The 12660-nt window shown below is 71.0% G+C and carries 14 protein-coding genes; 5 read left to right on the top strand and 9 right to left on the bottom strand.

Going from position 1 to position 12660, the window contains the following annotated elements; all coding sequences use genetic code 11:
* Positions 1-11 precede the first annotated feature (11 nt).
* The 3 genes from ligD (at position 12) to ADK55_RS17865 (ending at position 1982) form a co-directional block, all read left to right on the top strand.
* Positions 12-1031 (top strand): non-homologous end-joining DNA ligase, encoded by a 1020-nt coding sequence (gene ligD / locus ADK55_RS17875; protein WP_053679942.1) that lies wholly within the window; start codon positions 12-14, stop codon positions 1029-1031.
* Between the two features lie 76 nt (positions 1032-1107).
* Positions 1108-1653 (top strand): HAD domain-containing protein, encoded by a 546-nt coding sequence (locus ADK55_RS17870; protein WP_053679940.1) that lies wholly within the window; start codon positions 1108-1110, stop codon positions 1651-1653.
* Positions 1654-1724: 71 nt separating this feature from the next.
* Positions 1725-1982 carry a WhiB family transcriptional regulator gene (locus ADK55_RS17865; RefSeq protein ID WP_053679938.1) on the top strand — a complete coding sequence of 86 codons (258 nt, stop codon included), beginning with the start codon at positions 1725-1727 and terminating at the stop codon, positions 1980-1982.
* Here ADK55_RS17865 and ADK55_RS17860 read toward each other — a convergent pair whose 3' ends face one another.
* The 7 genes from ADK55_RS17860 to ADK55_RS17830 form a co-directional block, all read right to left on the bottom strand.
* Positions 1983-2570: a hypothetical protein gene (locus ADK55_RS17860; protein ID WP_159041443.1), complete on the bottom strand. Its 588-nt coding sequence runs from the start codon at positions 2568-2570 to the stop codon at positions 1983-1985. It abuts the gene before it with no gap.
* A complete protein-coding gene (locus tag ADK55_RS17855; RefSeq protein WP_053679934.1) occupies positions 2567-3187 on the bottom strand; it encodes a hypothetical protein in 621 nt (206 codons plus the stop codon). The genes ADK55_RS17860 and ADK55_RS17855 overlap by 4 nt, the downstream gene beginning before the upstream one ends.
* Positions 3184-4314, bottom strand: a complete 1131-nt coding sequence (locus tag ADK55_RS38605) for a hypothetical protein (protein WP_053679932.1) — start codon at positions 4312-4314, stop codon at positions 3184-3186. The genes ADK55_RS17855 and ADK55_RS38605 overlap by 4 nt, the downstream gene beginning before the upstream one ends.
* Positions 4307-4606 (bottom strand): hypothetical protein, encoded by a 300-nt coding sequence (locus tag ADK55_RS17845; protein ID WP_053679930.1) that lies wholly within the window; start codon positions 4604-4606, stop codon positions 4307-4309. Before ADK55_RS17845 ends, ADK55_RS38605 begins: the two co-directional genes overlap by 8 nt.
* Before the next feature lie 72 nt (positions 4607-4678).
* Positions 4679-5650 carry an acyl-ACP desaturase gene (locus ADK55_RS17840; RefSeq protein WP_053679928.1) on the bottom strand — a complete coding sequence of 324 codons (972 nt, stop codon included), beginning with the start codon at positions 5648-5650 and terminating at the stop codon, positions 4679-4681.
* 907 nt (positions 5651-6557) lie between these two features.
* Positions 6558-8204 (bottom strand): ABC-F family ATP-binding cassette domain-containing protein, encoded by a 1647-nt coding sequence (locus tag ADK55_RS17835; RefSeq protein WP_053679926.1) that lies wholly within the window; start codon positions 8202-8204, stop codon positions 6558-6560.
* 334 nt (positions 8205-8538) lie between these two features.
* Positions 8539-8955 carry an SsgA family sporulation/cell division regulator gene (locus ADK55_RS17830; protein ID WP_053679924.1) on the bottom strand — a complete coding sequence of 139 codons (417 nt, stop codon included), beginning with the start codon at positions 8953-8955 and terminating at the stop codon, positions 8539-8541.
* A gap of 408 nt (positions 8956-9363) precedes the next feature.
* Here ADK55_RS17830 and ADK55_RS17825 point away from each other — a divergent pair, with 408 nt between their 5' ends.
* Positions 9364-10506, top strand: a complete 1143-nt coding sequence (locus tag ADK55_RS17825; protein WP_234350123.1) for a WD40/YVTN/BNR-like repeat-containing protein — start codon at positions 9364-9366, stop codon at positions 10504-10506.
* A gap of 105 nt (positions 10507-10611) precedes the next feature.
* Here the strand turns inward: ADK55_RS17825 and ADK55_RS17820 are convergent, their stop codons facing one another.
* Together ADK55_RS17820 and ADK55_RS17815 are read right to left on the bottom strand one after the other, a co-directional pair.
* Entirely contained in the window at positions 10612-11274 is a 663-nt protein-coding gene (locus ADK55_RS17820) for an O-methyltransferase (protein ID WP_053679920.1), read from the bottom strand.
* Between the two features lie 332 nt (positions 11275-11606).
* Complete coding sequence (locus ADK55_RS17815; protein ID WP_053679918.1) at positions 11607-11906, bottom strand: YciI family protein; 300 nt, start codon at positions 11904-11906, stop codon at positions 11607-11609.
* A gap of 26 nt (positions 11907-11932) precedes the next feature.
* Here ADK55_RS17815 and ADK55_RS17810 point away from each other — a divergent pair, with 26 nt between their 5' ends.
* Positions 11933-12616, top strand: coding sequence for an endonuclease V (locus tag ADK55_RS17810; protein WP_053679916.1), 684 nt, complete (start codon positions 11933-11935; stop codon positions 12614-12616).
* Positions 12617-12660 lie beyond the last annotated feature (44 nt).

Below are 12660 nucleotides of genomic sequence, written 5' to 3'. Positions count from 1 at the left end.
ACGTGGCGCACATGGGTGCTGCGGGCAATGCCATCGAGCTGGAAGCGGGAGGGCGGACGGTCCGACTGTCCAGCCCCGACAAGGTCTACTTTCCGGAGCGCGGCCTCACCAAGCGGGACGTCGCCGAGTACTACCTCTCCGTCGCGCCCGGGATCACCCGGGCCCTGCGCGACCGCCCCACCACGTTGGAGCGGTTCCCGGACGGGGTGGACGGCGAGTCCTTCTTCCAGAAGCGGGCCCCGAAGAACCTGCCCGACTGGATCCCGACGGCCCACATCGCCTTCCCCAGCGGCCGCACGGCCGACGAGATCTGCCCGACCGAGCCGGCCGCCGTCCTGTGGGCCGCCAATCTGGGCTGCCTCACCTTCCACCCCTGGCCGGTGCGCCGCGAGGACACCGACCGGCCGGACGAACTGCGCATCGACCTGGATCCCCAACCGGGCACGGACTACCATCACGCGGTCGCCGCCGCCCACGAGTTGCGCGCGCTGCTGGAGGAACTGGGCCTGCGGGGCTGGCCCAAGACCTCGGGCGGGCGCGGGCTGCACGTCTTCGTACCGATCGCACCGCGCTGGACGTTCACCGAGGTCCGGCGCAGCGCCATCGCGCTCGGACGGGAACTGGAGCGACGGATGCCGGGCAAGGTCACCACGGCCTGGTGGAAGGAGGAACGCGGCGAGCGGATCTTCGTCGACTACAACCAGACCGCCCGCGACCGGACCATCGCCTCCGCGTACTCCGTCCGCCCACGCCCGCACGCCCCGGTCTCGGCTCCGCTGCGCTGGGACGAGGTGGACGACGCCGAGCCGCGCGACTTCGACATCGTCACCATGCCCGCACGCTTCGCCGAACTCGGCGACCTCCACGCCGACATGGACGAGCACGCCTTCGTGCTGGACGCCGTACTCGAACTCGCCGACCGGCAGGAACACGAGCACGGGATGGGCGACATGCCCTACCCGCCCGACTACCCGAAGATGCCGGGCGAGCCCAAGCGCGTCCAGCCGAGCCGGGCCAGGCACGAGGACTGAAAGCGGTGATCGCCGTGACTCCGCACGGGGTCTGACCGCACGGCCCCGCGCCGCCGGATCCGGATACGGTACGACGATGACCGGCACCACGCGGCGCCCCCTGCTCTTCCTCGACGTCGACGGCCCACTCATCCCGTTCGGCGGCACCGGATACCGCGAGGCTCCCGCGCCGCGGGGGAACGAAGGCCAACCCGGAGGCAACCCCCTCCTGGCCAGGCTCGACCCCGGGCACGGGGCGCGACTCGCGGCGCTGCGATGCGACCTGGTGTGGGCGACGACGTGGATGGGCGAAGCGAACGAGTACGTAGCGCCGCGCATCGGCCTCCCGGAACTGCCCGTCGTGGCCTGGCCGGAACCGGCCGACGAGGGCGAGATGGCCGGGGAGGGCGAGCGGGCCGGGGAGGACGAGCGGACCGGGCTCCACTGGAAGACCCGCACCCTGGTGGAATGGGCGACCGGACGCCCCTTCCTCTGGGTCGACGACGAGATCACCCCCGCAGACCGGGCGTGGGTGGCCGTACACCATCCGGCCCCGGCCCTGCTGCACCGCGTCGATCCCCGTACGGGGCTGACCGACCGGGACTTCGCCACGCTTGCGCGATGGCTGCGCGACCACCCGTAGATCGTGCATGATGCACCGGTGTTGATCAGGCGTTGATCGGACGTCCATCGCCGGCGATGAGTATCTCCGTCATGTCGATGAACACGAGTGAACGGCCGACCAACGCAGTGGCCGCCCCCGCCTGGTACGAACTCGCCCTGTGCGCCCAGACGGGCCCGGGCTTCTTCTTCCCGGAGCCGGGCTCCTCGCTGCGTGACGCGAAGCGGCTGTGCGGGGCGTGCGAGGGGCGTGTCGCGTGCCTGGAGTACGCCCTGGCGAACGACGAACGCTTCGGAGTCTGGGGCGGCCTCTCGGAATCCGAACGCCTCGCCCTCCGCCCCCGCCACTGATCAGGTCTGCGTCCCCTTCCCACTCCGCCGCCGCAACCCCACCCGCGAAGCCAGCACGTCATCCCCACCCTGCCAGCCCTCGGCCGGCACCTTGTCGGGTACGGCGCGGACCGGGTAGTGGCCGCCGACGGGAGACACGACCCCACCGAAACGGGGGTCGCCCGCGAACCAGATCCGATCCGGATGGCTGTTCTCGATGGTGGCCAGATCCAGGGGGAACGGGATGAGCCGGTAGGCGGATGCGTACGTTTCCGAGAACGGGATCTGGATGGTCGCCTGAATGCCGGTGGCACGGGGCGCATACGAGCAAGCGTGCTCGCGCCATGGATAGGACCGAAGGACTGCGGCGACGCGGTGGCGCCGGAAGTAGGCGATGAACACCACGGGGACGTAGGGCACGACGAACACGATGACGACGATGAACGCGAGCCTCGCCTGCGGGATCAGCCCGAACCGGAGACAGACGACGGAGACGAGCATCGAGCCGCCCAACAAGGCAACCCACTTGGTTCGTCGTGCCACCAGCCGCCTGTAACCGGCGGCAGTGGGCGGATGATCCCAAGCGACCTTCGTCAGCAGAGGCGTCACGAGAGCACCTCCAGGATGCGCGAGGTCCGCGGTCCACTCGAACTGCTCGGTGTGGGGTCCGAGAAGGTGAGGGTGTGGGTGATCGCTTCGAGGATGTCGCCGTATGCCTCGGCGTGGTGGGTCGCCGCGCTGGTGAGGTCCAGGACGAGGACGTGCGGCGCGCACGCGTGGGCTGTCGCCACTCTCGCTTGAAACATCTCCTGCCCCGTTTCGGGCAGCGTGATGGTGCCGCTGATCAGACAGCAGGGGAGCGACGAGCGGAGATCGATCGCTCGGCTGGTCGAACTGCTCCACACGCCGGATCGAGTGATCGCGAGTGCGGCCCGTGCCACGTTCAGCCGCGGATGAGAATCCACGGACGGCCTCGCGGTCAGGGAGAACAGGGATGTGGCGACCCCGGTGGCCTCGTCCGGATGCAAACCGATGGCGGTGTGCACCACCTGGTGACCGGCGAGTTCACGCAGGCCATCCATGAGCTGACCGAGTTGTCTCCGCGCATCGGGACTGTTCAGGGCGTCGGCCATGGTGTCGAGTGCGGTCCGGTCGCCCGGCCCGATGTCATGGAAGCCGGGAGGCAGACGGAACCACAGAGGAGGCACGTCGGTGTCGCTCGTCATGTCCTGATCGCCGTCCAGAAGTGGGCTGACTTGGCGGCTGCGGAGGGACCGTCCTCGATCGCGGCCCTGGCGGCATCGATTGCCGTGGAACCCTGCTCGACCGTCTCGTTGTCGGTCGCGTAGCCAACGGTCGCGGTCGCCGCCCCCACCGCTGCCACACCGACGCCGACCCGCTCCCTCACCTCGGGGGTCGACGAGCGCATGGCCCAGGTGGAGAGGGGGTTCTCCACCTGCCTGAGATCCTCGGCCGCGGTCCACGTGGTGCGGGCGAATGTGCCCGCGCCCGGGGAGAGGCCGGAGAGGGCGCCGGCTTCGGGGACGGCCATCGCGGCGCGGGCGGCGACCGTTCCGGCCTTGGCGCCGGTCGCGACGGCGGCCACGCCCGGCACCGCGCCCAGGCTGTCGCCCAGCAACGTCACGCTGCTCTTCCAGAAGTCCGCGTCGAACTCGCCTTTGGTGAAGCCGTCGGTCAGGGGCTTCCGGAACTTCGGGTCCGCGAGGTGTGTTCCGAGGGCGGCCAGTGAGAGACCTCCGGCGACGAGCATCACTGCGAGGCCGGCCGGCGGACAGAACAGGGCCACGCCCGCCCCCACCGCGCCCAGGATGGCCGACGCGTTCGACAGGGCGTCGCCCGGGTCTTCCGTGATCTTGTTCCACAGTGACGCCAACATGCCCGGTTCCTTCGGGGCCAGTTTCGCGGCTGCCGAGTTCAGGGTCTTGGCGATGGCGCGGGCCGATGCCGTGTGGTCGGAGGCGAGTTCGTGTGCCAGGCGGCGGGCGTCGGCGCGGGCCTCGTCGGTCGTGGCGGCGGCGGCCCGGGATTCGTAGCGTGCAGCCAGGGCGCGGTGGGCGACCAGGGTCTCGTGCCAGGAGTTGAGTTGTCGGGCGGCGTCGGTCAGGGAGGTGTGGGCCGCGTTGAGGTAGCGGGGGAGTTCGCTCGACAGGGAGGCGCGGAACGCGGTGGCGGCTTCGCCCTGCCAGCTCGCGCTGTGCGAGACGAGGGCTCCGACGACCCGCCCGGCTTCCCCGAGGGAGGCCGCGGAGGTGGTGAGCTTCTTGGCCAGGGCCAGGACGGACGCGGGGTGTCCGGGGGCGGGGTCGAAGCCCAGCGCGGGGTGGTCAGCCACGGGCCGCGGCCTCGCGGAAGGCGTCGCGGATGGCCTTGTCCAACTCCGCGTACTCGGCGGCGCTGCGGTCCACGCCCGCCCGTACGTTCTTGACGCGTTTGGTCAGCTCGCGCGTGCCGTACGCCCATTTCTCCTGGAAGTCGTCGCAGGCGGCGTCGAGGTCACGGGTGCCCAGTTGGTCGGCCCGGACGTGGTCCAGTGCTTTCCGCGCCTCCCGCAGGGAGACCAGCGAGGAGTCCAGTGCCCGCGTCAGACGGGTCAGCTGGTCGATTTCCACCTGGAGGAAGGTCATGACGCGAAACCCTGGCAGAGCGGTGCTCTGCCAGGGCAATCGGCATCACTCGCCCGAGCGAGCGGAAATCGGTCAGCCCTTGCGGGCCGCGATGCGCGCCGCGCGGGCGGCCAGGCGCTCGTCGAACTTGCTGGCCTCGCTGTCCAGGCCGCCCATGAAGAGCCCGAGCTCTTCCTGCGCCTTCTGCCCGTCGGGGCCGAGACCGTCGATGTCCATGATCTTCAGGAATCGGATGACGGGGCTCAGTACGTCGTCGTGGTGGATCCGCAGGTTGTAGACCCCGCCGATCGCCATCTGCGCGGCCATCCGCTCGAAGCCGGGCATGCCGTGTCCGGGCATCCGGAAACCGACCACGACGTCCCGTACAGCCTGCATCGTCAGGTCCGGGGCCAGCTCGAAGGCGGCGCCGAGCAGGTTGCGGTAGAAGATCATGTGCAGGTTCTCGTCCTGCGCGATCCGGGCCAGCATCCGGTCGCAGACCGGGTCGCCGGACTGGTGGCCGGTGTTCCGGTGCGAGATGCGGGTCGCGAGTTCCTGGAAGGCGACGTACGCCACGGAGTGCAGCATCGAGTGCCGGTTGTCGGACTCGAAGCCCTCGGACATGTGCTGCATCCGGAATGCCTCGAGCTTGTCCGGGTCGACGGCGCGCGACGCCAGCAGGTAGTCGCGCATCACGATGCCGTGGCGACCCTCCTCGGCGGTCCAGCGGTGCACCCAGGTGCCCCAGGCGCCATTGCGGCCGAAAAGCGACGCGATCTCGTGGTGGTAGCTGGGGAGGTTGTCCTCGGTCAGCAGGTTGACGACGAGGGCGATCTTGCCGATGTCGGTGACCTTGGACTGCTCGGGGTCCCAGGCTTCGCCGTCCTCGAAGAGGGCGGGGAAGTTCCTGCCGTCGCTCCACGGTACGTAGTCGTGGGGCATCCAGTCCTTGGTGACCTTCAGGTGGCGGTTGAGTTCCTTTTCGACCACCTCTTCCAGCGCGAACAGCAGCTTGGCGTCCGTCCACGCCTCCGAGCTGCCGAGGTGGGGAGAGGTGATTGTCACGGGTGCTCCTGGGGGGACAGCGAATTACCTACGGTTCCGTAGCCTACGGAGTCGTAGGTTAAGCGTGATATCAAGGCCAGCCAAGCCCCAGGCGGATATATGTCCGGTTGCATCCGGTTATCTACGCAGTTCTGGGGGGTGCCGGAGGGCCTCCGAGGGGCGAAATGGGGGAGGCAAATCACGCCACCCGGTGTTTCGGCCCCTCCGGATTGACGCCGTAGGTGCGTGCGCGGCGCACGCCCTCGCCCTGAGAGGGCTCGTTCCGGGCGCCGTCGAGTCTGCTGGTGTGCATGCTTCGGTGTGCGTCGGTACGTGCGGGTACGCGTCGGTACTCGTGTGCCCTGTGCCCCCGTGTCCACGCGCGGCCCTTCGCCCGGATCGGGTCGGACTTCGAACGTTCCGGTGCCCTCGGGTGGCGGCCGGCGTCGGGATCGAGTCATTCCCCCGCGGGGCGTCGGTGGGGCTGCGGGAGGGGTCGATGGAGGCTCCGAGGTGAGGGGGTGTGGGGCGTGGTCGGGTCGGGTGTGCCTCGGGCGGCCCGAGTCTGGAACAGGTTCATGTGCGAATCGGGAATCCACACCGGGGGCGGCGAACCGCGTCCGCGGCCGGGCCGCCGAGGGGGCGGGGCCGACCCGCCCCGGCCGTCGTGTGCGTGCGGTTCCGTCCGGCCCTGGGGGGCGGTCGGGGCGAACGGAATGGCGGAACGGGCGGGAGGCCGTCGCGCGGTCCACCACGTCGACCCCGGCGCCTCGGACCCGGTGACCTCGGACCCGGTGACCTCGGGCCCGGTGACCTCAGGTCCGGGTGACTTGAGGTCCGGCGACCTCGGGGCCGGCAACCTGAGGGCCGCGCCGGCGCGGCCCCCCGGTCGTCCCGGACGCCGAAGTCGCCGGTCCCGGGACGGCCGTCAGGCGTGCCACAGGGACTCCCTGACCTCCTCGGCCGTCGTCGGCCGCAACTCGCCGTCGAGCAGCAGCCAGCGCGTGATGCCGATCGACTCCAGGAACGGCACGTCGTGCGAGGCCACCAGCAGCGCGCCTTCGTAGGACGCCAGGGCGTCCGTGAGTTGCCGCACGCTCGCCAGGTCCAGGTTGTTGGTCGGCTCGTCCAGCATCAGCAACTGGGGGGCCGGCTCGGCCAGCAGCAGGGCCGCCAAGGCCGCACGGAACCGTTCGCCTCCCGAGAGGGTGCCGGCCGCCCGGTCCGCCCGCGCGCCCCGGAACAGGAAGTGCGCGAGTCGCGCTCGGATCAGGTTGTTCGTGGCGTGCGGGGCGAACCGCGCCACGTTCTCCACCACCGAGCGCTCGTCGTCCAGTACCGCCGCGTCCAGCCGCTGTGGCAGGAAGCGCGTCGGCACGTGCGTCAACGCCTCCCCGGACACCGGCGCCACCTGTCCGACGATCGTCCGCAGCAGGGTGGTCTTGCCGGACCCGTTGCCGCCGACGAGCGCGATCCGTTCCGGTCCGCGCAGCTCCCATTCGCCCGTGACCGATGCCCCGTGGACGAGCCGCAGGTCGCTCAGGGTCAGCACGCGCCGGCCCGGCGGCACCTGTGTCGCGGGCAGCTTGATCCGGATCTCGTCGTCGTCCCGGACCGCCTCCGCGGCCTGGTCCAACCGTTCGCGCGCTCCCGCCAGTTTCTCGGCGTGCATGGTGTGGTGCTTGCCCGCCGATTCCTGGGCGGCACGCTTGCGCGCGTTCATGACGATCTTCGGCTCGCGCTTGGTGTCGTACATCTTCTGGCCGTAGCGCTTGCGCCGGGCCAACTTGATCTGGGCTTCGGAGAGTTCGCGCTTCTGTCGTTGTACGTCGGCCTCCGCGACCCGGACCATCCGCTCGGCCGCCTCCTGCTCGGCGGCGATGAGTTCCTCGTACTCGGTGAAGTTCCCTCCGTACCAACGGACTTCCCCGTCGCGCAGGTCGGCGATCTGGTCGACCCGCTCCAGCAGCTCCCGGTCGTGGCTGACCAGGACCATCACCCCCGACCAGGATTCCACCGCCGCGTAGAGGCGGCGGCGGGCGCGCAGGTCCAGGTTGTTGGTGGGTTCGTCGAGCAGCAGGACGTCCGGGCGGGCCAGCAGCAGGGCCGCCAGTCGTAGCAGGACGCACTCGCCTCCCGACAACTCACCCACGGTCCGGTCGAGTCCGATCCGAGCGAGGCCGAGCTGGTCGAGGGTGGCGAGGGCCCGCTCCTCCACGTCCCAGTCGTCGCCGACGGCGGTGAAGTTCTCCTCGGTGGCCTCGCCCGCCTCGATGGCGTGGAGCGCGGTGCGGGTCTCGCGGATGCCGAGTACCTCGTCCACGCGCAGGGCGGTGTCGAGTGTGACGTCCTGCGGGAGGTGGCCGACGGTTCCGGCGACGGACAACCGGCCTTCCACGGGCCGGAGTTCGCCTGCGAGGAGCTTCAACAGGGTGGACTTGCCACAGCCGTTGACCCCGATCAGACCGGTTCGGCCGGGGCCGACGGTCAGGTGGAAATCGTCGAGGACCGGGGTCCCGTCGGGCCAGGCGAAGGACAGGTCGGTGCAGGTGAGAAAGGCAGGGGTGTGGCTCATGGAGGCCTCCAGGTTGCGTGGTGATCGTGTGCAACGCGGGGGAGACAACCGACAGGTCGGGACGACTGGTCACGGGGTCACGAGGTCACGGGAACGCGCGGTCACGGGGTCTCGTGAGGAGAGCGGTGACGGCGACGCCGGTGGTGACCGGGGTGACGGTGGTCGGTGTCTCGGACCTCAGAAGAGCAACGTCCTGCTCCGTTTCGACGGCAATGGGGCGTAGACGAAGCTACGGAAGGCCGGAGCCGCCCGCAAACGATTTACGCGCTTCCGGCCGATCGAGGTCGGAGCGTGGGCGGAGGGTGGGGCCGGGGCGTGGCCCGGATCCGGCGTCTCAGCGGGAGCCGCGCAAGAGCTCGGCCAGGCTGTGGTCCACGTCGAGGTAGAGGTGCTCCAGGCCCGGCGGGACGACCGTGGAGGCGCGCTCCAGGAAATGCTGGAGGTCGGCCGTGGTCATCAGGACGATCGCCACCCCCTCGGGGGCGTGGAACTCGACCGTGGTGCGCTCGGCGTCATACGGGCGCACGCGTACGTCGCCGTGGCCGGACGGGCGCTGCAGACCGAACTCCAGCAGTTCGCGCGCGAACGTCCAGGAGATCTCGATGCCTTCCAGGGTGGCCAGGGCGGGGAAGGCCATCCGGACGGCGAAGGGATCCGACCGGTCGTAGCAGAGCGTGACGGGTACCGTCTCGACCTTCGGTGAGGTGGCGACCAGTCGGGCCTGCACGGCCTGCTCGATGACAGTGATCAAGGCTCGCTCCCTTGCGGCGGATCTGTCGCCGGGCTGTGGCGTGGCTCCCGGCAACGGAGTAGACGCCTGAATCGACAGTTCCGTGCACGCCGGATTGCGTGAGCTGCGTCACCGATTGGCTTGATGACACCTGTGTGATCGCACAGGGTGACCGGATGGCGGGTGTGGGGCAAGGAACTCGGTCTGCCGCGAGGTCGTCGAGGCGGTCGCAGTAAGTCCGGTTCCCGCTCACTCCGCAGGCGCAAGACACAAGGCGCGGGCACGGGTCGTCGCGGGAGGCGGGAGGGAAAGGTCCGCCCGCCCCGACCGTCCGGTCCCCCGGATCAGGGGGCGATCGGTCGGACGCGCCCTGGACGGAGAATCGGGGGTGCGTTAGCTTCCGGCGCCATGAGACTTCTGGGAATTGGCATGTGCGCGGCAGTTCTTCTGGTGGGTGTCGCGGCCGCACCGGCGCCGGCGGCGACGTTCGAGGCGGTGGGGCCGGGGGAGCCATCAGCGTCATCGGCTACGTCGGCGAGGTCGGCTACGTGGGACGTGGCCTCGGCCGCGGACTTACGGGATCCGCGTGGTGTGGGCTGGGCGTTGAAGGTGACCGGCAAGGACGCGGTCCGCTTCCGCGGGCTGGCGGCCGTCAATCGCTCCACGGCCTGGTTGGCCGGTTCCAAGGGAACCGTCCTGCGCACCGTGGACGGTGGACGCGCCTGGCGGGACGTCTCGCCACCGGGGGCGGTCGCCGAGGGGTTGGAGCTGCGCGACATCGAGGCCTTCGACGCGCGGCGGGCGGTGGCCCTGTCCATCGGCGAGGGCGAGGCGTCCCGGGTGCTGCGGACCGAGGACGGCGGCGCGACCTGGACCGAGACCTTCCGCAACCCCGACCCGCGTGCCTTCTACGACTGCCTCACCTTCTTCGACGCCCGGCACGGATTGGCCGTGAGCGACCCGGTGGACGGGAAGTTCCGTGTCCTGTCCACGGATGACGGCGGGCGGAACTGGCGTGTGCTGCCGGACGTCGGAATGCCGGCGGCGCTGCCCGGAGAGGCGGGCTTCGCGGCGAGCGGTCAATGCCTGGTCACCGCCGGGTCGCGCGACGTCTGGCTGGCCACGGGCGGGAGCACGATGGCCCGCGTCCTGCACTCGGCGGACCGCGGACGCACCTGGCGGGTCGCGGAATCCCCCGTACCGGCCGGGGATCCGGCCCGAGGGGTCTTCGCCCTGGCCTTCCGCGACCGTACGACGGGCCTCGCGGTCGGCGGCGATTACCGGACGGGCGAGGCCTCGCCGAGGGCCGCGGCGGTGTCCGTCGACGGGGGCCGCACCTGGCGTCCGTCGGCCACCCCGCCGCCCGCCTACCGGTCGGGCGTGGCCTGGCACCCGTACCTGCGTACGGCGGCGCTGGCGGTGGGGCCGACGGGGACGGACGTGACGCTCGACGGGGGCCGCACCTGGCGGCCGCTGGAGGAGGGCTCGTACGACACGGTCGACTGTGCGGCGGACGGTGGCTGCTGGGCGTCGGGTGAGAAGGGGCGGGTGGCACGACTGGAGCGGCGGTGACGCACGTCGGGTGCGCCCCCGGCGCCCGGGGTCGGCGCCCGGGGTCGGGGTGCTCGGCCGAGGCCTTGGGTCTCCCGGTGCCGCGGCTCCGGGGCGCCCCGGTGATCAGGACGTGACGAGAGCCATGACGAACCCGTCGTAGCCCTTGGAGCCCACCGTCTGCAGGGCGGTGGCGCTCAGCCTCGGGTGCTCGGCGATGAGTTCGGTGAACCGTCGGACGCCCTGGACCCGGGGGTCCGTGCTGTCGCCGTCGACGACGGCGCCGTCCCGGACGACGTTGTCGCCGATGATGATGCTGCCGGGCCGGGTCAGCTTGAGCGCCCACTCCAGGTACACGGGGTTGGAGGGTTTGTCGGCGTCGATGAACACCAGGTCGAACGGTTCGCCGTCGGCGAGCCCCGGGAGCAGGTCGGCGGCCTTGCCGCGGCGGATGTCGACGACGTCGGCGAGGCCCGCGCGGGCGATGTTGGCGGTGGACACGTCCGCGCACCGCTCGTCGGCCTCCAGGGTGACCAGCCGGCCGCCCTCCGGGAGGGCGCGGGCGAGCCAGATGGTGCTGTAGCCGCCGAGCGTTCCGATCTCCAGGATGGTGCGGGCGCCGCGGATCCGGGCGAGGAGGTGGAGCAGCTTGCCCTGGTTGGGGGCCACCTGGTGTGCGGGCAGGCCGGCCGCCAGGGTGTCGGCGGTGGCGGCGGTGAGCGCCGCGTCCTCCTCGACCAGGAGGCCGTCGAAGTAGTCGTCGACGGCGGTCCACGTCTGCTGAGGCATGGGTCTTCCCCCCGGGGTTGGTGAGTTCCTAAAGGGAACTTACCCCAGGGTGATCGTCCGCGGCAGTGCGCACCCCGCGAGGTCTCGCCATCCGGTCGGGGGTGCGCCGCAGGTCGGGGGCGCGCCGTTGCTCAAGGCGTGTGCCGTCGGTTCGGGCCCGTGCCCGTCGGGCTTGCCTCGGCCGGCCCGCCTCCAGCCGAGGCCGCGGTCCGATCGGGATCCGGATCCCGATAGGGATCCGATCGGGATCGCCGTCCGATCGGGATCGCCGTTGGTCGGGATCGCCGTTGGTCAGGATTTCCGTCGGTCGGGCCGTCGCGTCGACGGGCCCGCTATGCCGCCGGGTTCTCGCGGACCGTCGCGAGGTCCGCCGAGGTCTTGGTCGCGATGAACTCGGTGATCCGGTACTCGCACACGCCCGCCACCGCGAAGGGGTCCTCGGTGGCGATCTTCTCGATCTCCGCGCGGGTGATCCCGCCGGCCAGGATGATCCCGCCGTCGCGCGGGACCTTGCGGCCCGACGCGAGGAAGACGCCGGAGGCGTAGTGGCCGTCCAGCCAGGCGATGTGCGCGTCCATTTCCTCTTCGACGGATTCGACGGGCGCGGTGTAGGTGAGCTCCATGACGAACATGATCGCCAGGCTACTCTCGGACCATCATGACGAGTGCGAAGACCCCCGCCGACGAGGCCGAGGCCCGGACGATACAGGACGAACTGCGCGAGAGCGTGGTGCTGGACGAGGTGGGGCCGCCGGTCGGGACCGGGCTCATCGCGGGCGTGGACGTCGCCTACGACGACGAGCGCGACCTCGTGGCGGCCGCCGCCGTGGTCCTGGACGCCGCCACCCTGGACGTGGTCGAGGAGGCCACGGCCGTGGGGCACGTCAGCTTCCCCTACGTGCCGGGACTGCTGGCGTTCCGTGAACTGCCGACCGTGCTGGCCGCGTTGGAGTCCCTGACCGTCACCCCGGAGCTGGTCGTCTGCGACGGCTACGGGCTGGCCCACCCGCGCGGCTTCGGCCTCGCCTGCCACCTCGGGGTGGTCACCGGGCTGCCCAGCATCGGAGTCGCGAAGAACCCGTTCACCTTCACGTACGAGGAACCGGGCGCCCGCCGCGGCGACACCTCCCCGCTGCTCGCGCCCGACGGGGCCGTCGTCGGCCGGGCGCTGCGCACGCAGGACGGGATCAAGCCGGTGTACGTGTCGGTGGGGCACCGGGTCTCGCTGGACAACGCCTGCGCGCACACGCTCGCGCTGGGCCCCCGCTACCGGATTCCGGAGACGACCCGACGCGCCGACTCCCTGTGCCGGCGCGCCCTGCGCGAAGCCGTCGCGGAGTAGGCGGGCGGGGCCGGGGCCACCCCGCCCCGAGCCCGCCTGTCGGG

The organism is Streptomyces sp. WM4235, assembly GCF_001279725.1.
GTDB lineage: Bacteria > Actinomycetota > Actinomycetes > Streptomycetales > Streptomycetaceae > Streptomyces.
This window is presented reverse-complemented; position numbering and strand designations above follow the sequence as displayed.

Coding starts and splice junctions, on each gene's coding strand:
- ligD (WP_053679942.1), top strand. CDS start 12: ATGGGTGCTGCGGGCAATGCCATCGAGCTGGAAGCGGGAGGGCGGACG.
- ADK55_RS17870 (WP_053679940.1), top strand. CDS start 1,108: ATGACCGGCACCACGCGGCGCCCCCTGCTCTTCCTCGACGTCGACGGC.
- ADK55_RS17865 (WP_053679938.1), top strand. CDS start 1,725: ATGTCGATGAACACGAGTGAACGGCCGACCAACGCAGTGGCCGCCCCC.
- ADK55_RS17855 (WP_053679934.1), bottom strand. CDS start 3,187: ATGACGAGCGACACCGACGTGCCTCCTCTGTGGTTCCGTCTGCCTCCC.
- ADK55_RS17845 (WP_053679930.1), bottom strand. CDS start 4,606: ATGACCTTCCTCCAGGTGGAAATCGACCAGCTGACCCGTCTGACGCGG.
- ADK55_RS17835 (WP_053679926.1), bottom strand. CDS start 8,204: ATGAGCCACACCCCTGCCTTTCTCACCTGCACCGACCTGTCCTTCGCC.
- ADK55_RS17825 (WP_234350123.1), top strand. CDS start 9,364: ATGTGCGCGGCAGTTCTTCTGGTGGGTGTCGCGGCCGCACCGGCGCCG.
- ADK55_RS17820 (WP_053679920.1), bottom strand. CDS start 11,274: ATGCCTCAGCAGACGTGGACCGCCGTCGACGACTACTTCGACGGCCTC.
- ADK55_RS17815 (WP_053679918.1), bottom strand. CDS start 11,906: ATGTTCGTCATGGAGCTCACCTACACCGCGCCCGTCGAATCCGTCGAA.
- ADK55_RS17810 (WP_053679916.1), top strand. CDS start 11,933: ATGACGAGTGCGAAGACCCCCGCCGACGAGGCCGAGGCCCGGACGATA.